This window comes from Comamonas suwonensis, assembly GCF_012844455.2.
GTDB lineage: Bacteria > Pseudomonadota > Gammaproteobacteria > Burkholderiales > Burkholderiaceae_C > Comamonas > Comamonas suwonensis.
On sequence record NZ_JABBCQ020000014.1, the window covers coordinates 1 to 23,356 of the forward strand.

22 protein-coding genes are annotated in these 23,356 nt (G+C 53.1%); 11 read left to right on the forward strand and 11 right to left on the reverse strand.

Annotation, left to right across the window (positions count from 1 at the left end; all coding sequences use genetic code 11):
- Positions 1-440 (forward strand): tyrosine-type recombinase/integrase (locus HF327_RS15440; RefSeq protein ID WP_198461067.1); only part of this gene is annotated, 440 nt, incomplete at its 5' end.
- Here the strand turns inward: HF327_RS15440 and HF327_RS15445 are convergent.
- Positions 430-912, reverse strand: coding sequence for a hypothetical protein (locus tag HF327_RS15445; RefSeq protein ID WP_198461069.1), 483 nt, complete (start codon positions 910-912; stop codon positions 430-432). The two genes, HF327_RS15440 and HF327_RS15445, sit on opposite strands and share 11 nt — an antisense overlap.
- A gap of 349 nt (positions 913-1,261) precedes the next feature.
- Between HF327_RS15445 and HF327_RS15450 the strand changes: the two genes are divergently transcribed.
- A complete protein-coding gene (locus tag HF327_RS15450) occupies positions 1,262-2,551 on the forward strand; it encodes a tyrosine-type recombinase/integrase (protein WP_235214249.1) in 1,290 nt (429 codons plus the stop codon).
- Between the two features lie 103 nt (positions 2,552-2,654).
- Positions 2,655-3,941, forward strand: coding sequence for a hypothetical protein (locus HF327_RS15455; protein ID WP_144244890.1), 1,287 nt, complete (start codon positions 2,655-2,657; stop codon positions 3,939-3,941).
- On the opposite strand, the gene HF327_RS15460 is transcribed toward HF327_RS15455, so the two are convergent.
- From HF327_RS15460 to HF327_RS15470, 3 genes are all read right to left on the reverse strand, one after another.
- Positions 3,920-4,057 (reverse strand): hypothetical protein, encoded by a 138-nt coding sequence (locus tag HF327_RS15460; protein WP_198461070.1) that lies wholly within the window; start codon positions 4,055-4,057, stop codon positions 3,920-3,922. The two genes, HF327_RS15455 and HF327_RS15460, sit on opposite strands and share 22 nt — an antisense overlap.
- A gap of 303 nt (positions 4,058-4,360) precedes the next feature.
- Positions 4,361-4,561, reverse strand: a complete 201-nt coding sequence (locus HF327_RS15465) for a hypothetical protein (RefSeq protein WP_144244889.1) — start codon at positions 4,559-4,561, stop codon at positions 4,361-4,363.
- A gap of 20 nt (positions 4,562-4,581) precedes the next feature.
- The gene (locus tag HF327_RS15470; protein ID WP_235214248.1) at positions 4,582-4,740 is read right to left on the reverse strand and encodes a type II toxin-antitoxin system HigB family toxin; all 159 of its coding nucleotides are present in this window, start codon (positions 4,738-4,740) and stop codon (positions 4,582-4,584) included.
- A gap of 263 nt (positions 4,741-5,003) precedes the next feature.
- On the opposite strand from HF327_RS15470, the gene HF327_RS15475 reads away from it, so the two are divergent.
- Positions 5,004-6,986: an ATP-binding protein gene (locus HF327_RS15475; protein WP_051962114.1), complete on the forward strand. Its 1,983-nt coding sequence runs from the start codon at positions 5,004-5,006 to the stop codon at positions 6,984-6,986.
- A gap of 81 nt (positions 6,987-7,067) precedes the next feature.
- Here HF327_RS15475 and HF327_RS15480 read toward each other — a convergent pair whose 3' ends face one another.
- The 3 genes from HF327_RS15480 to HF327_RS22135 all read right to left on the reverse strand — a co-directional run bounded on the left by HF327_RS15480 (position 7,068) and on the right by HF327_RS22135 (position 9,239).
- The gene (locus tag HF327_RS15480) at positions 7,068-8,000 is read right to left on the reverse strand and encodes an alpha/beta fold hydrolase (RefSeq protein WP_043376092.1); all 933 of its coding nucleotides are present in this window, start codon (positions 7,998-8,000) and stop codon (positions 7,068-7,070) included.
- 101 nt (positions 8,001-8,101) lie between these two features.
- Entirely contained in the window at positions 8,102-8,485 is a 384-nt protein-coding gene (locus tag HF327_RS22130) for a hypothetical protein (protein ID WP_235214247.1), read from the reverse strand.
- Between the two features lie 46 nt (positions 8,486-8,531).
- Positions 8,532-9,239 carry a hypothetical protein gene (locus HF327_RS22135; RefSeq protein ID WP_235214246.1) on the reverse strand — a complete coding sequence of 236 codons (708 nt, stop codon included), beginning with the start codon at positions 9,237-9,239 and terminating at the stop codon, positions 8,532-8,534.
- Positions 9,240-9,340: 101 nt separating this feature from the next.
- Between HF327_RS22135 and HF327_RS15490 the strand changes: the two genes are divergently transcribed.
- Entirely contained in the window at positions 9,341-9,736 is a 396-nt protein-coding gene (locus tag HF327_RS15490) for a helix-turn-helix domain-containing protein (protein ID WP_043370970.1), read from the forward strand.
- Positions 9,737-9,741: 5 nt separating this feature from the next.
- On the opposite strand, the gene HF327_RS15495 is transcribed toward HF327_RS15490, so the two are convergent.
- From HF327_RS15495 to HF327_RS15505, 3 genes are all read right to left on the reverse strand, one after another.
- A complete protein-coding gene (locus HF327_RS15495; RefSeq protein WP_328701869.1) occupies positions 9,742-10,431 on the reverse strand; it encodes a hypothetical protein in 690 nt (229 codons plus the stop codon).
- A gap of 50 nt (positions 10,432-10,481) precedes the next feature.
- On the reverse strand, positions 10,482-10,853 hold the full coding sequence (locus HF327_RS15500) for a type I restriction endonuclease subunit M (RefSeq protein WP_236024220.1): 372 nt from the start codon (positions 10,851-10,853) through the stop codon (positions 10,482-10,484).
- Between the two features lie 205 nt (positions 10,854-11,058).
- On the reverse strand, positions 11,059-11,745 hold the full coding sequence (locus tag HF327_RS15505; RefSeq protein ID WP_043370967.1) for a hypothetical protein: 687 nt from the start codon (positions 11,743-11,745) through the stop codon (positions 11,059-11,061).
- A gap of 345 nt (positions 11,746-12,090) precedes the next feature.
- Here HF327_RS15505 and HF327_RS15510 point away from each other — a divergent pair, with 345 nt between their 5' ends.
- From HF327_RS15510 to HF327_RS15535, 6 genes are all read left to right on the forward strand, one after another.
- Positions 12,091-13,083 carry a site-specific integrase gene (locus HF327_RS15510; protein ID WP_198461071.1) on the forward strand — a complete coding sequence of 331 codons (993 nt, stop codon included), beginning with the start codon at positions 12,091-12,093 and terminating at the stop codon, positions 13,081-13,083.
- Between the two features lie 92 nt (positions 13,084-13,175).
- The gene (locus tag HF327_RS15515) at positions 13,176-14,789 is read left to right on the forward strand and encodes a type I restriction-modification system subunit M (RefSeq protein ID WP_198461072.1); all 1,614 of its coding nucleotides are present in this window, start codon (positions 13,176-13,178) and stop codon (positions 14,787-14,789) included.
- Positions 14,786-16,108: a restriction endonuclease subunit S gene (locus HF327_RS15520; RefSeq protein WP_198461073.1), complete on the forward strand. Its 1,323-nt coding sequence runs from the start codon at positions 14,786-14,788 to the stop codon at positions 16,106-16,108. The genes HF327_RS15515 and HF327_RS15520 overlap by 4 nt, the downstream gene beginning before the upstream one ends.
- Positions 16,109-16,117: 9 nt before the next feature.
- Positions 16,118-17,014, forward strand: coding sequence for an OST-HTH/LOTUS domain-containing protein (locus HF327_RS15525; RefSeq protein WP_198461074.1), 897 nt, complete (start codon positions 16,118-16,120; stop codon positions 17,012-17,014).
- Complete coding sequence (locus tag HF327_RS15530) at positions 17,011-20,295, forward strand: type I restriction endonuclease subunit R (protein ID WP_198461075.1); 3,285 nt, start codon at positions 17,011-17,013, stop codon at positions 20,293-20,295. The genes HF327_RS15525 and HF327_RS15530 overlap by 4 nt, the downstream gene beginning before the upstream one ends.
- 1 nt (position 20,296) lies before the next feature.
- Positions 20,297-21,010 carry a YgjP family zinc-dependent metalloprotease gene (locus HF327_RS15535; RefSeq protein ID WP_198461076.1) on the forward strand — a complete coding sequence of 238 codons (714 nt, stop codon included), beginning with the start codon at positions 20,297-20,299 and terminating at the stop codon, positions 21,008-21,010.
- A gap of 275 nt (positions 21,011-21,285) precedes the next feature.
- Here the strand turns inward: HF327_RS15535 and HF327_RS15540 are convergent, their stop codons facing one another.
- A complete protein-coding gene (locus HF327_RS15540; protein ID WP_198461078.1) occupies positions 21,286-23,109 on the reverse strand; it encodes an N-6 DNA methylase in 1,824 nt (607 codons plus the stop codon).
- Between the last annotated feature and the right edge of the window lie 247 nt (positions 23,110-23,356).

Sequence of the window (23,356 nt, forward strand, 5' to 3'; positions counted from 1 at the left end):
TTTGCCTCTCAACAGGTGCGCGCTGGGGCGAAGCTGAAAGCCTTGAAATTCAGCATCTAAGGAACGGACAACTGCAATTTGCGGGTACCAAATCAGGCAAGGTTCGTGCTTTACCTATTTCTTCTGAGCTGTCGGACGAGCTGAACGCTCACCACGACCCGATGGAAACAGGACACAGGCTCTTTGCTCCTTGCTACTCTGCTTTCAGAGAGGGCATCGAACGAGCCAATATTCACCTGCAGGAAGGTCAGCTCACCCATGTCTTGCGCCACACCTTCGCATCGCACTTCATGATGAATGGCGGAAACATTCTGGTTTTGCAACGCAGCTTGGGGCACGCCAACCTCACGATGACCATGCGCTATGCGCATTTAGCGCCAGATCATCTACTAGAGGTTGTTCGCTTCAATCCGCTCCAAAGGGCTTCTGTCACAACTTAGTTGCACGAATAAAAGTTGTAGCCGACGCAATGGAAGTAGCAACAACACCTGCAAAAACTACTTGAAGCATAAAAATCGCGCAGACTGCAAGTCCCAACTCTAGCAAGCGCTTCTCTTTGTACATTGCTCGCAAAAAAAGTAGCGGAATTCTGAATCGAGGCACACCAGACTCGTGAAGCTGCTTCTGCTGCTGTCTAGCCCATGGCACTAAACCCGGGAAAAGTTCTGCAAAGAAAATAGAAATATTTGCATATGCAGCATAGAAAAATAGAAAAACAAAAGAGAAGAAAGCAAATGTCGGCCAAAAATTCCCGAAATCAAACTTCAGAAAATTAAGCTTGCTGCCTGTAATCAATGCCATCGAGGCCAGGAAAACCTGAGGCGTCAAATTACGTAAAAAATTTAAGTAATGAGTGCGAGCTTCGCGGAGCCACTCTGACAGGGGAAGAGCAGGAGCTGGTATCTGATCCATGTAGTCTCCAAATTGCACAAGAGCAACTCAGGCTAGTGAGTTCCCTACACTTTGATCGACAGCAGCCGCAAGAACTTAAGCAGCGTTGACACTTGGTTGACAGCCTCAATAGAAAACGGGCTACGATTTCTCGTAACCCGTTGATATTGCTGGTAGGGCGTGACAGACTTGAACTGTCGACCAAAGGATTATGAGTCATGATAGCTTAGCTAATACTGGATTTCACTGGATTTTAAATTTTATCATAACTTGTTGATTTTAAACATTTAATTTTCCAACGCAATCCAGCAGCATCCAGTATCATCGAAAAAAATTCCGGAACCAAACCGGAACCAGGAATCGCCCTTCAATGACTACGACCCAGACTCCAGGCCAGATTTTTCAAGCTTTACCTGCCGGAAAATTCGCCACGCTCGCAAAAATAAGTCCACGCGGAGCACTGCTGCTTCGCAAGCTCAAAAATGGCAGCGGCATGTTCTATTGGCGATCAGAGCACAACGGAAAAGAGCTACGCGAGCCAATCGGCGCGTTTGACACGTCAGCACCGCCAAAGAGCATCAAGCCAACAGAACGCGGCTATTCATTCAGTGCTGCCGTCAGAGCTGCTGAAGTTCTCTCTACACAGCATCTTGGCAACATTGACGGTGGCGGCTACCAAAGCCTCAAGAAAGCTAAGAAAAAAGAGCTGGCTCAGGCGCGGGAAAGAGCACAAGAGCTGGAAGAGCAAACGCTTGAGAAGCTGCTGCTGGCCTACTGTGACTATCTCCAAAATCTCGGAAAAATCTCTCACCAAGAGGCAAGGAATGTGCTGCGGCTCCACGTCATAGAAGCATTTCCGAAGCTTGCCAGATCGCCAGCATCGCAGATCACTACCGAGCAAGTTGCTGATGTGATGCGCAGACTGATACAGGATGGCAAGCGCCGCAGTGCGAACAAGCTGAGAAGCTATATGCGCGCCGCCTTCCAGTGTGCGAAGTCTGCCAAGACCAATCCCAGCATTCCGCTGAGCTTCAAAAGCTTTGCGATTTCCATCAATCCAGTCTCAGACACAACGCCGGACCCGCAAGGCAACCAAGCCGACAAAAATCCCATCAACTTTTTTGGACTGCAGAGGTACTGGAAGCACATCAATAGTCAGAACGACTACCGCAGCGCCCTGCTACGTTTTCATTTGGCAACTGGCGGTCAGCGCATAGCTCAACTGCTGCGACTCACCAATGCAGACATTCATAGTGACCACATCGTTCTGCATGATCCAAAGGGACGAACCGGCCAGCGGGCTCGTACACATGTGGTTCCTCTCACCAACGTGGCGCGCCTTGCCCTTGAGCAATGCCGTGCGCCCGGTGAATTTGCTTTCACCAGCGATGGCGGAAAGACTCATTTAACGGGAACCACGCTGAGTGCATGGGCGCAAGCTGCTGCAGCCGAAGCCGGTCTTGCAGACTTTCAAGCTAAGCAAATCCGATCCGGGGTTGAGACTCTGCTGGCAAGTGCAAGTGTCAGCTCCGACATTCGGGGAAGACTACAGTCGCATGGCATTTCAGGCATTCAGAATCGGCACTACAACGCCTATGAGTACCTGCCTGAGAAGCGCCAAGCTCTGGAGAAGCTGCTTGATCTGTTGGAGCAAGAATAGCAACTGATTTTTCGTTAAACAGAAGAATCTGTTTCGTTGGCGCTTGTCGCCACAAGCAAAGTTCAGTTTTCCACCCATAAGAGAGGCAAAAGCTGTGTCAACGTTGTCCAAGGAAATCAACCGTCGCTCAGAAAATAGACCTACGGCCAAACCGGCTTCATCAACAAGGTTGGCTCTGGAAGCTCTTGCATTGATTCCCTTGTATATGTTGGCTGAAGGACGGAATCAGAGCATTCCCAGCCTGATCCATGATCTAACTGGGCTGTCAAAAGCACGAATCTCCAAGGGCAACATAGACACGATTCGCCCATCCACCCTGAAAAAGATAGATGAACATCAGCAACGGTGGTTAGCGAATTACCTCGAAGACCCCGAAGCACTTGCTCACGCTCACGAAAAGATTGCGACAGCACCGAAAACCAAGTCTGGAAATTATGCATCTTGGACTGGTTGGATGCATCAGCTTGAATTTCCGCCAGAGGTTCCTCTTCCTATGAGCAAAGCAGTGGCGTTGACCATAGATGATTTGACGGAGGCACTGGTAGCGGCCTGCGACGAAGACGACCTAGCTAAATTCAAGCAGATTTTGCTGAGTCACATTGAGCGACATGGATCAGCGGTCAGTATTGCTGGAGAAACCGGTTTTGAACACGCGACAGAGCAGGAATTGAAAGAGCTACAGACCCTGAATGACTGGGCGCAAACTACCGTTTTTATCGAGAAAGTTCGCGACACACTGTATTGGGACATGATTAGTACGCTAGACGCTGAATGGAACAGTCACTATTTCTCCGGCCGCCAGAGACGATCACTGTTTCCTCTTGTCATGGTAAGGGTGCAAGACGGTTTGCTTGAAGGCCGTAAACCACTTTCAAGAAAAAACATCATCTTCCGTCCGTCTCGACGACTGCTGGAATTTCTGTACGCCTTGCTGTTCTACATGCGGTACAAAAAATGGCCCGACGGGGCACCAAGCCCTCAAGTTCTCGCAAGCATTCTCTCCAAACCTAGCGCGCAGGAAGTATTGAGCAACAGCGACGTAAGCAACTATTTCGACGGATCAACAAAGCTTACTCTTGATCTTGTGTATGACCACTGGGTGCAGATGCGCCAACACTTCACGCTTGAAAAAGCTGGGCAGGGGCCAGGACTACCGTTTCCGATAGTCATGCTCGCTCTTCATTGGCAGACCTTGCTGGTACGAGACAAAGGGAAATCGTTTTTGCTACCTGACCTGGAGAGATACAACCTCTTTTGGAACCACCGTCGCCAACAGTGGGAATCTCAGCAATCCGCGCAACATGAGTTTTTACACAATGCAAGCCCCAAGAAGGGGGAACCTATCGAGTGGCCTGCATGGATGCTCAGTCAGTCTTCGTTGTCATCCTGAGTAATTCGGTCTTCCCAGTCATCGGGACGATCATCTTCACCGCGTGAGTGCCAATATTCGTCGTGGTTTGGATTGCATTGATTGGCGTGGTTATCGTTGTCTGATTGGCGGGACATTTTGTTCTCCAGTAGATGAAGGGCTAGATTAATTTGCGGTCTTTGCAAGGGTCTGCTGCATACGGCCAACATATGAACCTTTCGGAACCCCTCCCCCACTTTGTTTAGCAACAGCGCTTTGAACGCGGGCGACTGCTGCTGGAGTTGTTGGCGACTTGACGGTACCACGTGACACCTGAGCGCTGTTGCGAGATGACTTAGACATAGAGCCTCCTTTAAAGTTAAGTGCATGGCCTACTTCGTGCGGCCACAGAAGGACTTTCGTTCAAGTCGTCTGCGCAGTTCATCCAGAAATGTTCACTTTCACCTCCGAGTTGCGGCCTCGATAGGAGACTGCGCAGAAATGGGATAGTGCTTGGCTTCATAAACTGCAACCAGCAGCCCCAACACCTCCAGACGCTCACCCTCAGGGGATTCGCCATCCGGGTCTAGTTCAATCAGCGCCGAAACTTCAGCCAGCATGGCCTTGTAATCTGCTTCGCTGCGAAGGGGGCTGATTTCCATGGCACTTCCCTTCATTTCGTTCAATCGACGGTGGCTGCTCCTATCACGTCGTGCTGTTTGTGTGTACCTGTGAATTTGACGTAAACCCATTGCATCTTGCACGCCATGGTCACAATGAGCCGGTAGTCGTGGCCTTTGATATTGAAGACCACACGGTTGTGTGCCAACGATGCACGCATTACCGAACGCAGCCGTCGAACTCGTCCAACGGGCGAACTGCTCTACTCGTTCCACTTCTGCCATTCTCCATGGTAGGCTGACTGTCAAAGACCGCTCTTCGATCCGATCACTGCAAGCAAAACGCCGCTAGCTAAAAGCATGACTGCGATTCAGTTAAATTCAGTGGGCACAACTAACGTTGACAAGCCAAGAATGCAGGAAGCCTGACTTTTCACGGCCCAGCGAAGCGCTTTTAACATCATCACCTCTGGAGAAATTGAGCATGGCTAGGCCCAAAAAAGCGGATGTATCAACAGGCTCGTTCTTCGAGGAGGACTATCTTGTTCGGACGCTTGGACGCATCGCACATGACCCAGAGGTCGCACTGACGGAGTTGGTCGCCAACGCATGGGACGCAGGAGCGTCTCTGGTAGATATTACGGTGCCAAGCGTAGGGGAAACGGCCTTGGTAGTTCAAGACGATGGGCACGGCATGAGTGCTGCCCAGTTTAAGGGCCGATGGATGCGGCTAGGCTACGACCGGATCAAGCACCAAGGCGTACATGTAGAGTTTCCTCCGGAGCGAGCTGACTGGCGCCGTAAAGCCTATGGCCGGAATGGGGTCGGTAGACATGGCCTTCTATGCTTCGCCAATCACTACGATGTTGAGACTTGGCGCGAAGGAAAAGGAGCCAACTTCGAGATCGGAACCCAGAGCAGTGAGACACCTTTCAAAATTATGAAGGAGACTACGTTTCTGCGGCAGGGCCACGGCACTCGGCTATCGGTTGTCGTTCAACGGCATCTACCTGACGAAGGACGGATTCGGGATATTTTATCGGCGCGGTTTCTCCATGACCCACAGTTCGTAGTGCGAGTGAATGGTCAGTCAGTATCACTGGCTGATCAATCAGGACTAATCGAACAGACCGCACTAAACATTCCAGGTTGCCCCGCTGCTGAGGCCTTCGTGGTCGACTCATCCAAAGCAGCTAAATCTACGATCTATCAAGGGGTCGCTTTTTGGGTGAATGGTCGACTGGTGGGCTCACCGAGTTGGGTGGTCGGCTCGGAAGCTGTGATCGATGGCCGTTCGCGATTTGCTAAACGCTATTCAATCGTTGTTAAGACTAACGATGGCTGGGCCAGTGAGATTGAACCGGATTGGGCACGCTTCAAGCCCAGTACGAAGGCCGAAGCGCTTTTCGCGGCTGTGCAGAAATACGCACAACAGGTCTTCAGCAAGCTATCGTCGGATTTGGTAGAGGAGAGTTCTGAGGATGCCTTGGTTCGCAATCGTGAGGAATTCAAAGGGCTCTCACAGCTACGACGCATTGAAGTTGCTAGCTTCGCTCGCGACTTGGTCAAAGCTAATCCGACAGTTAATCCGGACACACTATCCGCTGCCGTACAGGCCTTGATAAATTTGGAGAAATCCAGGGGCGGAGCAGGCCTGCTCGAGAAGCTCACCAAGCTCGATGAGTCGGATATTGAGGGCCTCGACCGCTTACTCAGTCAATGGACAGTCAGGGACGCACTGTCTGTACTCGACGAGATCGACCACCGCCTAGCGGTTGTCACAGCAATAGAGAAGCTTTGTGGCGATCCAGCGACCGACGAGTTACATACACTTCATCCACTGGTCACTCAGGCACGATGGCTCTTTGGTCCCGAGTTCGATAGCAGTGAATATGCCTCCAATGTAAGCCTGAGAACAGCCACAGCAAAGATATTCAGCAAACGTGTCGCAACCACTGCTTTTGTCAACTCCAAGCAAAGGCCTGACATAGTCTCGCTTGCTGATGCGACCTGCTCGGTGGTGGGTACCGAGACGTTTGATTCAGCGAACTCCAACTTGATGCGCATTCAAGACGTATTAATCATCGAACTCAAGAAGGGGAAGTCGACCATCGGGCGCGATGAGATGAACCAAGCCGATGGTTATATACAGGATTTTCTTGGCAGCGGAGCATTGGACGGCACCCCCATATTCCGGGCTTTTGTCGTTGGCTACGAAATTGCACCAAAGACTGCTCGAGAAAAAGAAATCAAAGAAGAGAGCGTTCTTCGCGGAAAGGTGATGGCAACCACTTATGGGCAACTCACCCGAACTGCACATCAGCGACTCTTACGCCTCAAAGAACGGATTCCAGCAAGGTATGAAGACGTATCGGGGGCAGACCTCTCCGCCAGAGTCATGCAGAGGGCAACCCAAGCGCCATTGCTGCTGGTCAACAAGAATTGTGCCGAGCCATCTACAACTTGAGGTGGTGCGCTACTCCTAACTAAATGCACTTCGATTACCGAACCCTGCAATAGCTAGCGCTCGCAAAATCGAGTTTTGGAGTCAGCGTAGTTGCTTGCTTATAGCATCCTGCACGGCAGGCAACACATCTTCGTAGTTGAATCCACTTTGCACTTTCTGCAGTGGCTTGGTGACTCGCTGGTTGAGCCATGTAGCCAAGCTTTGACTTTCACCTTGGCGCACTAATGGATCGTGGCTATTGCCGTGGTAGCGAAACTCCGTAAGGTTTTCCGGGTGGGCTTTGAATTTATCCGTGAAACCAACCGCTGGATATTGCTTGCTGCCACCAGCCCATGAGTCTTCGTCTTCGATAGATGACCACATCGGCAGTCGCGTGTCCCATTTCCATAAATGCTCGTACTGTCGGTTCACGCTCTGCTTGTGGCAGACCCCGCCAACGATTTGGGGATCAGCACGATCCCAGTGGTAAGTGGTGCGGCAGCCCTCGCTGTGACCGCTCAAGATAATGGGCAAGTCTGAGAAGGTCTTGAACCAGCGAATGACTTCTGCAATATCGTCGCCGCGTGCATCCAAGCGCGCCGGATTGACTGCTGTGTACACGCCTTCGCGTGCCCGCTCGCTGGCTTGCTTGAGCATTTCTTCAGTTGAGCCGCCTGGACAACCGAGCTTGTTGCCGTCCCGCGCCACGAATTCTGGCGTTATGACCGCAAACCCTTCTCGGTAGTAGAACTGCGCCACCGTGGTTTCCCATCCCCACATGCCGCCACAGCCATGGTTGTGGATGACAAGTCCACGCACTGTGGGATGGCGCGGTATCAGCGCAGTGAACTTTTCGCGATATACAGCCCCGAACAACGGTAAATAGAAGACGCTGCGGTCAAGCACCGTTCGGGCCTGTGCTTTGTCATAAGCAGGAGCTTGGCGACTCTGCTGAGCACCAGCGTTTGAAACCAGCAGCGACTGTGACAGTGCCAATATCAGAACGCCCCAAGCACTAAATTTTCCACTGCGCATAACTATCTCCCTCTCCACTAAATCATTTATTTGCCGGCGGCTACGACTTTGATGTGCGTGCCACCGTGCGGATCAGATACCGACTGGCTTACGCCGTGATTTCAAGACAGCAGAAGTGGACGTTGATCTTGGACAAGGCCCAAGCTCTGCAGGTTGGATGTACCCAGCTCAGACAAACGATCCGCTTGGCAGCGCAGGTCTGCAATCCGCTTGCCGTTTTGCTCTACCAAGATACCTTGTGCCGTCGTCGTGCTGCCATAAACGGCATAACGGTAGATGCCTTTATCAAACGACACATACGGCACTGCCTGTCCATTGGCTCCAACTTGCGTACCTTGCTTGAATGCAGGGCTAGCTGCGGTTGCGCTGGCCGGATAGAGCATCTCTGGCACTCCATCGATCGGAGCCAGTCGGTATGCCAGCTGATTGCCGCTGCCGCTCATACACAGCGATACACGCTTCTTGCCCGTGGAGCATGCAAACACTGGCGTCTCATCTGCTGAACACAGCGTTGGCACTATCGAATTCTGGCTAGGTGTTGCTGCTGCCAATGCTGGCAGAACTTGCTGGCTTACCGCCGCTGGGGGCTGCTGTGATGCCGGCACTGGCGTTGCCACAGGCGCAGGCATCTGACGATGCGCCTTCGGACTCTGCCTCCATCTTTGCCTGGCTTGCTGATGGTTGCGCGGCTGCCTGTGCTTCGGCAGCTTGTTTTGCCGCTGCTTGTTCACGCAACATGCGGTCATAGCGATCCATGGCTATGTCGTGGAAGTAGCCCATGAATGGCATGAAGCCGTTGAGTGCCACCTGCAATGCTCCGGTATCTTCGGTGCGCTGCACGGTGTATGTCACTTGGCCCCGGAGCTTGGTGCCATCCAGCACTGCGCCTTGCTTTTCATAGATGGCCCGCATGTATTGCTCCATCTGCGGCTCTGCTTTCACAGCATCTTCCGGGAAGACCGTTGCCAGCTGTGCCGAGCACACGGCTTTGCCAGTATTGGCGTTGCTGGCATCGGTGGTGATGTTCTCCAGCGCAACAGTCGTGTCTTTGACCGTGAACTGCACTCGCTGCTGACGCTCTTCACTCATGGCGTTGTGCTGCTTGTCGAACTGCTGCTGATAAATCTGTTTGACCAAGCTGACGGTCTGTGCATCAGCGCAGGCCGGTGTCTTGCTGCCGCACCCAGAAAGCACGGCCACAGCCGCACAGACGCTACTTATAAAAGTCTTTCTCATCATTCCTCTCTCCTGTTGTATGTGTTTTATACGACTCAAATCTTAGCGCAATGTGTCGTATAAGACGTTGGTTAAAAAGACACATTAGCAGACCCTCAGCGGCCATGAGAGCCAAGGAGTCTGCCCCGTCGCAACTGAACACCACGCCAGTGGTGAAGCTGCCAAATGCCGTCACAAAAGCATTGGGGGTCAAGCTGCGCAGCTACCGAGAGCTGGCGCAAAAGTCGCAAGAGCAACTGGCGCATGATGCTGAAGTGGAGCGATCGCGTATCTCCAAACTGGAGAACGGCCACATCAATCCATCGCTGCTCACACTCGCCACGCTGTGCCATTGCTTGAGCATCACGCTGGAGCAACTCTTTGAAGGCGTGACAGACACACTGCCACCCGCTTCGCAAGGCGGTGCTTTGCGCCGCCGCAACCAAGCACATGCCGAGAAGAGTCCAGCACCGTCCAAGGTGGTCGGTGCCGATCACCGCGTCAAACGTTCCAAGGCATAGGCTGGTCACTGCAACTTGCGCACGCGCACCGCTGCCAGCAGCCGCACCAGCTCCGCAGACCACGACTCCGATTCGTAGTGCCAGAACACTGTCCATGGCTTGGCGTCACCAGCAGGTAGATGCAGTTGCTTGGCTCTGCGACTACCAAGGCCCGTGGTGGGCAATCGCAGCCGTGCATTGAATGCTTGAAAGCTTGGCTCACCACCGCCTGGGTCCAGCAGCAAGATGCGCTGCGGCTGATGCTTTGATCCAGAAGCCATGCCTTCCACACCGACCGCCAATGCCCAGTGCTTGGTGCGCTGGTGTTTGACCGATGCAAATGCCACCGCCACCAGCTCACCGCGCATCAACCAGTCCAGCGCATGTCTATCCACATGCTCTTTGGCTCCGTACTTGGCAGTCAGCTTCAGGGGCAGCTCTAGGCTTTTGACCAATTCCACCCACTCTTTGGCATGGATGCCACTGAAGTACTTGGGACCAAATGCATTCCAGACCGCTGCGGCCACGCCGTACTTGCGTTGGCTCATGTCATACATGGCTGAAGCCTTGGCCAAATCGAAGATCACCAAGAGCATCGCCAGCACATGCGTTCCGCAAGCGCCATCGAGCATAGATTGCTGCATAAAGCAGCGTACTGGCTCTTGACGCTGCTGCTGCACGGTCAGCGCATGGCCTGTCTGCAATGCGGGATGCACACGCTGAAATCCATAACTTTGTGGTGCAGAGATAGACGTTCCTGGACGCATCAATACTCCGATGGAAGCAGTAGCGTTGTGGCCGAGCGGTCAGCTTCGGTGATGATCCACAGGGTGGGCAAGCCGCTTCGCTTGTCTTGTGGTGTCTGCAGCAGTGCTTCAGCATCCACCAGCCGGTAAACGCTCATCACGCGCATGCGCTGCCGAACGGCTGCCTCGTTGGTGGCTTTGTCTTCATCACAGCAGTCACCCCAATCGCCATGCACATGGCGTGATACCAAAGCCAATGCACTGAAGCCGGTTTGCTCCAGCAGCTCCAATGCGCCAGGTGTCGCTACCAACTGGCCGAGTGCAAAGCGCGGCGCATTGCTCATCAAAGTCATGCGGCGTGCCGTACCAGAACGAGAAGAATTTGCTGACATGGAAGTACTCCTTGGTTAATCGTCAGACTCAAGAACTCCACGTGCGAATCACCGACACCGCCGCCCCACATGGGCGAGCAACGTCCTCCGCATGCGTGAAAACGGATAAAAAAATGGACCGCTTTGCCGGTCCATCGAGAGATCAAGAAAGAGAAAGTGGCAGCGACTTCATATCGCCAGCACAGGCCAAGCCACCAGCGCTGCGCTACACCGACAGTTCCAGTGCCGCGAAAAGCTCAGCGTCTGTCGCATGACTGAGACTGAGTGCTTGAACCGTTGCAGGCCATATGCCCAGCAGCGATTTCAAATCAGTATTGGCATCACATGGCTCATGCCGATCCAGCAAGCCAAGCAGAGTCAGCCGCTCATCCAGTGCCACCTCAACAGCGGCCAGATCAACACCCCACCATGCAGCCAGCAGTGCATGCAAGGCCGGGACAGGCAGTTCAAAACATGGCCAAGCTGCGCCGCCATAGTTAAGATACGCACACAGCAGCCGCAGCGACTGCGCCAAAGACAAATCCAGGTGCTTGCGCAATCTCTCCAGATTACGAGCCGCTGGCGCCACATCCACCGGCAGTGGTGGACATGGTTCGGCCATCAAGCGTTCCACCACCAGAGCAGGCTCCATTGGCTGATCAGGCATCGCCGAGCCAAGGAAGGCTGGCACTTCAAAGAAGCATGGGCTGCGGGAATGACCCAGTACCGGCCAATACAGCAGCTCCAAATCGCGTGACACATCTGCCAGTCGCTGCGCGCCCAACATACCCAGCAGCACCGGCAGCAAGCGCTGCAGCATCTGCATGCGGTGATGGCGGCGAAACGCCAGATTGCCCGACGAATTCAATCCAATGAGAAAACAAGGATTGGGATTAAAGCTCTGCACGTTCATATTGAAACCATCAATATCTAATAATGCTGCACCGTACTACAAATAATGCATATTTATCCGTGCATGATGGTATTATATCAACAATATAAGAAAATACCGTATTTTTAGCGGTTTTATGGCTATTTAAGCCATATATACAGAACAACTACATAAACTCAGCAAAAACGCTGAATTGCAAGTCGTTCGTTGTAGCGACTCAAATCCCCAGTCATCCCTCAAAACCAGGAGTAGACGCGCCTGTAGCAATGGCGTACCCCATCTGCGCGTGCTTTGAAGCTGGCTGAATCCCATTCAAATCCTGACTATCGATAATCAATCGTTATCAATAACTAATCTGGAGCTTTCATGAGCAATAAACGTTCTACTATTTCAGCCGAAGGTAAATCACATACTAAAAAAATGAAAATTCTCTCCCAGAAAAATCACAAGAAAAATAAATTACTTAATAAAAACTCTGTCCAAGAATATATGAATGCAAGCCAAGCCAGTGCCACCAAGCACGCTTACGCCTCGGACTTACGGCACTTCCTGGCACATGGCGGCGCAATGCCCTGCACGCCCAAGCGCTTGGCAAAGTATCTGGCTGATTCTGCAAACAATGGATTGTCTGTTGCCACGCTGGAGCGTCGCATCACCGCAATCCACAAAGCGCATGTCGATCAAAAGCACGAATCACCAGCGCACAGCGAAATTGTCAGACAAGTCATGCAGGGCATACGCCGCAAGCTCGGCACCAAGCAGCGGCAGGTGAAGCCGCTTATGAAAGATGACTTGCTGGCGACACTGGAATCCATTTCGAGAGTTCACATGTCAGTCAGAGCAGCGCGTGACCGCGCCCTTCTCTTGATCGGCTTTGCGTCAGCCATGCGACGATCTGAGTTGGTAGGAGTGTGCGTGCATCATCTGACGTTTTCACCGGCTGGGCTTGAAATCGAACTACCAGTCAGCAAGACGGATCAGGAACAGCACGGTCGCACCGTATTTATCCCGAGAGCCAATGGCAGTCACTGCCCGGTCACCGCGCTGATGTACTGGCTCAAGACCGCAGGCATCAGAACGGGGCATGTTTTTAGGTCCGTCAACCGCTACGACGGCATTGCCACGCAAGGATTGACGCCGCAGTCGGTGGCTCTCATTGTGAAGGGTGCCATGGCGCAAGCCGGAGCTGATGCTCGAATTTTCAGCGGCCACAGCCTGCGAGCAGGCTACTGCACTACCGCCGCCGAGCAAGGCTTGCCGTCTTGGCAGATACGTATGCAGACGGGGCACAAATCCGATGTGACACTGGCACGATACATCCGGAAATCCGACTGGCAAAAAGCGCAAAGTCTGCTGTGACCGGCGCTGGTCGCGCCAGAATTCGCACAGAGGTCATATGAGAATGCCGTATCGATTTTTTTGGTCATACTCGTCTTTAAAATCAGGCCCTTATGGCAAATCAACTTACCCTCGACACGCTCGAATCCTGGCTCTGGGAGTCAGCAAACATTCTGCGTGGTTCCATCGACTCGTCGGACTTCAAGAACTACATATTTGGCTTGCTGTTTCTCAAGCGCTTCAACGACGTGTTCGATGAGCGAGTCCTTGCACTTCAAAAAGATGAAGGGCTTAGCGAGGTTGACGCCTTGGTTGAGGTGCAAGACAAGTGGGGCTCGTTTCCCAAAAGTGCTCGCTGGCCAAGCTTGATTGCCCAGACTGAAAACATTGGTGAGGCGCTGGACAAAGCATTCGCCACGATTGAAGCCCACAACACAGAGCTTCAGTATGTGTTGACGGCCACCCAGTACGGCGATAAGCGCGTGCTGTCAGATACCACGCTCCAGCGCTTACTGCGTCACTTCAACCAGTACAAGCTGGGTAATGATGACCTTTATAAAGCTGACATGCTTGGCGACGCCTATGAGTACCTGATCAAGCAGTTCGCTGATGATGCAGGCAAGAAGGGCGGAGAGTTCTACACCCCCAAGGCTGTGGTGCAACTGGTGGTCAAGCTTATCGACCCACAACCTGGTCATAGCGTGTACGACCCAACCTGCGGTAGTGGCGGCATGTTGGTGGAAAGCGCTGACCACATTGCGACATTGCCCAACGGTCTGTTGCTAGGCAATAAGCCCAATGTACTGTTGTACGGGCAGGAAAAGAACCTAGGCACATGGGCCATCGCCAAGCTGAACCTCTACTTGCACAATATGCGTGCAGAAATTGAACGCGGCGATACTTTGGTCGAGCCAAAGCACCTTGCTGGTGATTACCTCAAAACCTTTGACCGAGTCATCGCCAATCCACCCTTCTCTGCGAAGGCATGGTGGTCTCCGCTGGAGCTGGCCAATGAGTCCGAACAGGAAGATGGTAAGAAGCCTAAGGCGCCAAACTACAAACAGGTTAGCGACCCCTACGGCCGCTTTGTCTACGGCATCCCGCCGCGTGGCTACGCCGACCTCGCCTTCGCCCAACACATGCTGGCCAGCCTCAAGGCCGATGGCCGCATGGGCATCATTCTGCCGCACGGAGTGCTATTCCGCAGTGGCGAAGAAGGCAAGATTCGTGAAGGTTTGCTATTTGGCACCGACGCCGCCAACGGCAACCAGCCCGGCGACCTCATCGAGGCCATCATCGGTCTACCCTCTGCGCTGTTCTACAACACCGGCATTCCGGCTTGCGTACTGGTGTTGAATAAACGCAAGCCTGCTGCAATGCAGGGCCGCGTCATCATCATTGATGCCAGCCGCGACTACCTCGAAGGGAAGGCTCAGAATAGTCTGCGTCACGAAGACGTTGACCGCATTGCCAGCACGCACAAGGCAGCCGTTGAAAACCAGACCGAGGTGGAGAACTACTGCCGGGTCGTCACACTGGACGAAGTCCGCAGCAACGACGGCAACCTCAATATTGCCCGTTATATCGACAACGGAGAGACCGAAGAGACTGTCGATGTTGCGGCCACTTTGTCGCAGTTGGCTGCATTGTCAGAGGAAGAGTCGCGGATTGATGTGCGTCTGAATAGTTACCTAGTTGAGTTGGGGTTGCTGGAGGCTGAGGCATGAACGCTGTCGGCTTACCGGGATATCAGGAAGACAATGCAGCTAGTGCTCCTGCTGACTGGGTGGTGCTGAAAATCGGTGAGATGACAGAGGTCAGTGCTGGCGGTACTCCGGCCACAGGCAACGAGTCTTATTGGTTTCCTCCAGAAGTGCCTTGGATGAGTTCTGGAGAGGTGCATAAGCGCCGAATTTACACGACAGAAAAGAAGATTTCCGCTCTAGGACTGACTAACTCTGCAGCAAAAGTCTTTCCCAAGAAGTCCGTTGTTATGGCACTCGCCGGCCAGGGCAAGACGCGGGGTTGTGTGGCAGTGTTAGAGGCAGAAGTCGCAACCAATCAGTCGCTGGCAGCCATTTACCCAAGCAAAGCGTTTGATACTGACTTTCTCTTTCAAAACCTCGATTGGCGGTACAAAGAACTACGGTCACTATCATCTGGTGAGGGTGGTCGCGGCGGACTCAATTTATCAATCATTAAGTCGATTCCGATTGAGCTCCCCCCGCTCCCCGAACAACAAAAAATCGCGTCAATCCTGACGGCCATGGATGACAAGCTGGATGTGATTGCGCGCCAGATTGAAGTCACCCAGACTCTCAAGCAGGGCCTAATGCAGACCCTGTTCAGCCGGGGTGTCGGCACCCAAGATGCCGATGGCCGCTGGGTACCGCACGCCGAGTTCAAGGATAGTGAGCTGGGTGAGATTCCCGCAGCGTGGGACATAGTTGAGATTCAGTCGATTGCTGAGGTAATTCGGGGCGCCAGTCCACGCCCTCAGGGTGACCCAAGGTACTACGGTGGCGATGTTCCGCGCCTGATGGGTGCGGACGTTACGCGCGACGGAAAATGGGTCACTCCGCAAATCGACTTTCTTACTCAAGAAGGGGCAAGACGGAGCCGTCCATGCCCAAAGGGCACACTTACTATCATCTGCTCCGGTGATGTAGGCATCCCCTCGTTCTTGGCAGTTGATGCTTGCATTCACGACGGATTCCTTGCGCTCATCAACATCAACGAAGGGTCTGCAAACAAGAACTACCTTTACCACGTCATCTCTTCCCTAAGGCAGAGGCTGGATGCATCCGCTACTCATGGCGGTGTTTTCACGAATCTCACCACGACGATTCTCAAAGAGTTTAAGCTGCCACTTCCTTCGATTTCTGAGCAGGAAAAGATTGCTGCGGTACTAGATGCGGTGGATGACAAGCTCACCATTGCCGAGAAAAGGCATCAACACTTCCAGACCCTCAAACGCGGCCTAATGCAAAAGCTACTCACCGGCCAATGGCGGGTCAACGTTGACGCCAGCGCGGCCGGGACCTGAAGAGAAGGCATGGCGTTGCAGGCATTTCTCGCCCCAGACTCCCCCCTTGAACTGCAGCGAGATGTGCAGCGCAAGCTGGGGCGGTGCCTGCTTCGCTTGCAGCAATACGAAATCCTTCTCAAGGCATTGGTAGCCTATAGCGACATTGCCGGGTCTCCAGCAGAATTGCAGGCCGTGCGAGACGCTCAGGTGGCCAGCGCCCAGAAGAAGACCTTGGGCACCTTGGTCGGCATGCTGACCGAGCGTCATCTAGCCTTGGCTGATGAATGCGAGAGCGCTAAAGAGCCGCCGCAAGACGACAGTGCTCTATGGTTCCAGTTTCGTTTTCGGGTGCAGCTTGATGCCAGCCAGCACCACGCGACAACCGTTGCACTCAAGGAGTTGGTGGACTTGCGTAACGAACTGGTTCATCACTTTCTGCAGCGGTTCAACGTTTGGGAGTATGAAGGCTGTATCGACGCAGATGCCTATCTCGACGCCAGCTACGAGACGATTGACGGCCACTACCTGACATTGCGAGGGTGGGTTCAGGGTATGGAAGAAGCTCGTTCTTTCATGGCGTCCTTTATGAAAACGGCCACATTCGAGGACCTGTTGGTGAACGGCATTGCGCCGGATGGCTCAGTGGACTGGCCCGCCAGCGGGGTCGTTCGCTGTCTGCACGCTGCAGAGTCTCGGTTTATGGTGGATGGTTGGACCCTGCTCAATACTGCAACCTCGTGGATTCGCGCCGAGTACCCCGACCAACGCCCTCAGCGCTATGGCTGTGGCAGTTGGCGTCAAGTCATTCATGAATCCCAGCAGTTTGAGATTCGCAGAGTAGAAAACAAGGAACAAGGCTGCGGCGAAGTTTGGTATCGCAGCCTCCGGGAGGAGACCCGCATGCACAGAAAGATAAGCCCATGAGCCAGTCACCTGAGAAGACTGGCGTCGAAACGCCTGCCATCGAATCGCTGGTAAAGCTGGGGTACACCCATCTGCCCGGTCATGCTGTGCAGGTGGAGCACCGCCACCTTGCCCCAGTGCTTGAGGATGTGCTACATCCCAGATTACTGACTCTGAACCCTTGGCTTGCGATTGCACCCGGTGGCGTTGAGTCAGCGTTGATTGAGTTGCGTAAACGAGTCAACGACGAGCTGCTATCAGCCAACAAGGCTTTCTGGGAACAGGTGGTGCACCGCTCGGATATTCAAGTCAAGGATGCCGATGGCAAGATGCGCAGCGTGCGCTTCTTTGACGCGAGCAATGCCGCCCACAACGATTTTCATGTAGTGGACCAGTACATCGGCAAGAACGCCGATGGTGAACTGTTCCGGCCGGACCTGCTGCTGTTCGTCAACGGCCTTCCGCTGGCGACCATCGAATGCAAGGCCAGCCACCACCGGCTGGATGAAGCACTGGCGCAACTGGATGGTTATCAAGCCAGCTTTCCGGCCCAGTTCGTGTTCAATCAAGTTTGTGTGGGTCTTAATCGCAGACAAGGCTTGTATGGAGCCATCCTTACCAAGCCAGCCTTCTATGCACGCTACCGCTTGCAGGACGCTGAACTTGCGATGGTGGAGAAGACTCTGAGCACAGACCCGAGTGAGCAAGATCAGCTACTGTGGGCTCTGTTTGAGCCAAGGCGATTTCTGGAACTCATCACCCACTTCGTCCTGTTTGAGACCCGTGATGGTAAGACCATCAAGAAACTGCCGCGCTACCAACAATGGCGAGCTGTACGTAAAGCCATCGCTCGACTGAAAGCAGAAAAACCTATTGGCGGCGTGGTCTGGCACACCCAAGGTAGCGGTAAATCCTTGACCATGGCATTACTGGCTCGAATACTCAGAGCAGATAGCACTGGGCTGAGCAACCCAACCGTGCTGGTTTTGACCGACCGCAAGGACTTGGACACGCAAATCTTCGATACCTTCCATGCGGTTGGGATCAAAGCAATTCAGGCTGTCTCTGTCGATGGTCTGGTGAAGCTACTCGGGAATGACTATGGCAGTGTGTTTACTAGCACGGTGCAGAAATTCCAGGAGAGCGAAACTGCCACCGAAAACGCTGACAGCACGCCTGATGAAGAAAACGATTTGCTCCAGTCCATCCGGCATAGACGGGTACGTGAGGACAAAGATTTTTTCATGGTTGAGGAGCGCAACGTTAATCATGGTTTGCATGACGACGACGGCGTGCTGCTGGAAGCCAAATGGGAAGAAGTCGGCCGCGAAAAGGTCAACTTCCGCGTGTTAAGCGCCAAGCCCAATTTCTATGTCTTGGTTGATGAAGCCCATCGAAGCCAATACGATTTCTTGGCTGCCTTCATGCGAGCCAGCTTGCCCAACGCTAAGTTCATCGCATTCACCGGCACACCACTGCTGCATGATGACAAGCACACGCTGGCCGAGTTTGGCGGCGACACTTATATTGACGAATACCGCTTGCACGAGGCAGTTGCTGATGGTGCGACCTTACCCATCAAATACCGAGATGCTTGGGTCGAACTTGTCCCCAATTCCAAACTAGACCAAGCGTTCAAAGACAAATTTGCTCAAGAAGACGAAGCTCGGCAGCAAGCATTGAAGAAAGAGCTGCTTGCCAGATGGCGTAAGGCTGAAGGCCGTATGGAGCAGGTAGCAGCTCACTTGGTCGATCACTTTCTTACCAATGTGAAGGCCAAGGGGTTGAAGGCCATGCTGGTCTGTGATGGCCGCGACATGGCAATCCGGTACAAAGACCTGCTGGATGCATTGATGCAAGAAAGGCAAGGCAAAGGCCTACCAACATTTGAAAGTCGTGTCGTTATTTCCTTGGCGAGTGCAACGGCATCGCGCACAGGAGCTAGTGAGCAGGCTGCAGCACAGGCGGCGGGAGTCAGCAAGCAAGCAATTCAGACCATTGAGGAACGTGTCAGAGCTGAAATCAAGGCTGACAAACAGCCAGTCGCGTTGCCAACAGAGCAAATATCCAACTTCGTATCCAAGCTGTTCCCTTTGCCGTATGGCGATGAAGCCAAGGGTGCCGATGGACAACAGCACGCGAATAACGTGGGCCTCATCATCGTGTCAGACATGCTACTCACCGGATGGGATGTCCCCATTGTCGGCACCATGTACCTCGACAAGCCTCTCAAGGAACATACCCTGCTGCAAGCCATTGCGCGTGTAAACCGTACTATGGCAGGCAAAAACGCGGGCTACGTCGTGGACTATCACGGCGTGGTTGAGCATCTCGACCACGCGCTGAAAATTTATGGTGGAGAGGTCCAACCGTCGCAAGTCTGGGAAGGGGTAGAAACTGAACTTCCCAAGCTGCAGGCAACTCTTGAACGCATCCTGTCTTTGCTGCCAAAAAAGCATGACCCTGTTAGTCAACGCGAGGACTACAAAGAGGATGCTGAACGATTCTTGGACCCCGCTACGCGGTTAGATGCTGTCGAAGACTTCTTGGAATTGGTAAAGCACTTTAACCGCAGCATCGACATTATCTTGCCCGATGTGCGCGCTGTTCCCTTCAAACCGTACTTCACGCTGCTTGCAGAAATCCGCCTGATGCTGCGCGACAAGCTGCCAGATGCCAAGTACCGCGAACGCATCACCAAGCTGGAATCTGTATTGCTGCAGCAGTTGCTGGATGAGTACATTGACGCAAGCCCGGCCAAAAACTTGCTTGGAAAAGATGTGTCCATTCTGGACGCCAGCGACATGGCTAGGTTAAAGAAGCTTGCGAGTCCTGGCAGTCAGGCGCTGGTGATGAAAAACCAGTTGAAGCACACCATCGCCACCGGCAAAGACAAAGACCCGGCATTTTTTGACAAACTGGCCGAAGAGCTTGAAAAGCTCCTGGCCGAAGAAGCGGCAGGCCGCATCAGTCAGGCTCAGTTCTTGGAGCAACTCGAACTGTTTGGTCAACATATCAACGATAAAGACAATACAGGTTTCCAGCATCCTGCCCACTCGGCGGTCTATCACTATCTAGCAGCACTTCTGGGTGAGGCTACGGCTCGTATCGCCACAACGAAGCTGTTTGAGGACAACGACCTGAGCAAAACCTTAGCGGCCGCCAATTGGAAGCAGATGTTCGACCTGCACCCAGATTTGCGCACGTTGCTGCACAAGCTGTTGATTCCGCTTGCGGGATGGGAGCGTTCGGTCGCAAGAGAGCATGCGAAGCGCATACTGGACATTCTGCTGAAGAACTGACATGCCTCTGTTGCAGTACGGACGAACCACCATCGAATGGCGCTTTCAGCCAGATGCAACTTTGAAGCGTCACTACGTGACAGTCGAACGTGGTCAGGCTGTACTGCTGCGTGGCCCCTTGGTAAATGAAATTGAGCAAGAGGCTCTTGTTCGCCAACGTGCTCGCTGGATTCGAGAAAAGCTATCGCAGGTCAATCAGCCACAAGCTGTTGAGCCTATCGTCACGGGCAGTCGCTTGCGCTACTGCGGTCGCAGCTACTTCACGGAAGTAAGGCATGCGCCAAACTTGGCCACGCCTCAGCTGAGGTTCACAGCATCCCGCTTCATCGTAGAAAACCCAACGGGGTTGAGCATCGAGCCCGACATACTCGCCCCTTTGCTAGATGGCTTCTATCGTGAACGTGCTCACGAAAAACTCTTGACTCGTGTGCGTCACTGGGAGCGTCAGACGGGAATGCAAACTCATGGCACACGTATTCGGCATTTCCAGAGTCGCTGGGCCAGCTGCAACTCGCAAAACGTATTGGAATTTGATCCACGTGTGATGGAGTTACCTGCTAGCGTGCAAGACTATGTGATCGTGCATGAGCTGTGCCATACCGTGGAAAAGAGCCATACCAAAGCTTTCTGGGCATTGGTTGCCAAGCACATGCCTGGCTGGCAACGACAACATGCGCTGCTTGACATAGCCAAACAGGCGCCGCTCGACATTTAGCAAGAGTGATGACAATTATTCGCTGGTGCAAGCGAGATTGCTCCGAGCCAGCCTTCATACTCCGCTTAAACCAAATGACGTCGCTTACCCTTTTAAAAAGGCAACCAATGCCGAGCCTAGGACGGTCATGCAAAACAAAAAATAGCGAAGCGTGCGACTTCTCTCCTGAACCTTCCAAGCCTCCAGCTTTACCTCGGGTGGGTCACCTAGAAAGTACTTGAAATTGTCCGGTTCTTTGGGAAATTTTGGGATTGGCATAGTGATTCCCTTCCAGCTCAAGGCTGTGCCCATAGATGCGCTGTGATGGCCGCCTGCTCATGACGCAACTGGTCGATTTGATCTTGTAGGTTGTCCTCAAGCTCTAATGCTTGAATGGCCTCATCTTGTAGTTGAGAGTTGGGCAACCATATCGAAAGCGCCATAAGCTCTCGCAACTGAATCAAGGGCGTCGTTGCACCAACCACAATGCTTTGCAAAAGCTCCTGCCCCTGGTTGGAACGTAGTAGAAGGAATAGTGCTCGTGCATCTACGGGGGCGAATGCTTGCATGCGCAGAACAATCCCCGATTGGCCGACAATCCAAGGAGTGGATAACTGACGTACATCTTTAGAAACGATGCCGACTTTTCCTGCACCACCTTTAACAATGAGCACTATGTCTAGCGGCTCTAGGTAGAGCGATTCAGTCTGAGCCAAAAGCTGTACAGGTAGGTCAAGCTGCCGTGGTGCATCCCTAATATAGCCATGAGAAGGCAGGTCTTGTGCACCGACCTCATGCACTCTGAAGGTGGTCTCCGTCGACTGCGAAGCTTTGCGAAGAGTCGGATGCAGTGGGCGCACTGTATGCACTAAATCTGCCAAACGAACCAATGGTTGCGAAGGTGGTGGCGTAAATGAAGATGTTGCTTGCGCAAGGAGACGACTGACCTGTAACGTATTTGCGTCTAGTATTTCTGAGCGTGTTCGCGTAGCCTCGCTTGTCGATGGCAACAAAGCTGGTGACTGATGAATACGACGAGCTAAATGAACTGGGTCAATCAAGCTCCACCGTGTTTTGGACACTGGTTTATAGAATGGGCCATGGCCCACATCAATAAAGTGCACTTGCTCATTCCCTCCGTGCGGGTCCAAGACAAGAACTGCAGTGGCAACACCCGTAACTGGCAGCAGCCCTTTAGGCATCGCCAATACTGCGCGGATCATTCCCCGTCGCACAAGATCATTGCGTAACTGAGCTTCAGCACCGGCACCAGACAGCAAGGTGCTGGGCACAAGAACCACCACTCGACGCTTTGCTTGGGCCAACAAATGCCTTACGACAAGCACGGTGCTAGATGTGGTTTGCTCGGGAAATCGCCCCCACTGATCTTGCTGTGACACATAACGCTCATAGCGCCCCCCGAAGGGGGGGCATGCAAGGGCTACATCGAATTGAGCCAGTCCGCCTTTTTGACTTAATGCGGTCGGTTGCACCACTGGGTCAGTGCAATGCACAGGCGCTTCAATATTCGCAAGTAATTGCACGAGACGTGTGACATTCTGGCGTTCAGGAGTCTCGGTGTATGGGATGGCTCCAAGCCGATGCACCGCAATGGAAAACTGAGAAGACGTGTCCCAAGGAGTGTAGACACTGTCATGACTCTTTACCTCGCCAAGCTCCACCATGAGTTCGACTAACTCACGAGGTAGCAACGGAAAAGTGCCTTGTGCTTGAGAGCCTAGCGACTCACCATGCTCGAACGAGTTTTTATCTAGAGACAGAACCTCTTCCAGCGACAGATTGTCTAGTTCGCCGCTTTGCAGAATCTCCCAAGCCATATGAACCAGCCTCTCGATATTTTCTCGAGGTAGGCCTTTGAGGGACAGTAGGTCATTCAGAAGCTGATCTTCCGAAGCGATGACGGCTTTCGATAGAGCATCTCCGATAAACGCTTGCCCGTCTTCCAGGGCGCGATGAACCTTAGCGGACTCTGGCAAGCGACTGAGTTCAGAGAGCTTGGCCCACCCTAGAAGGGCCCAGCCCACAGCGAAGGCGACACTCGGACTGAGTGCTTGATCCAGCAAGTAGCGGAAAAGGTCTGAAGATTGGGCTGCTTTCATGAATCGAAGTATCCATTACTTCGGAATCATTTATCAAGAGTGTCGAGAAATATTTTTTGCTTGTTAAGCATCGGTGGCCAAGGTCCCGTCACTTTGGTGATCTATTAGCTTAGGACTGCTTTTGGTTACAGTCAGCAGTCACCAATTCAAAGCCAAGTGGATGGTTTGGACGGCATTAGACGATCAGCGTCTGCAAGCTCATTTCCGCAGATCAGCCGTAGCCACGATGCCAGCGAGAAGTCACCAA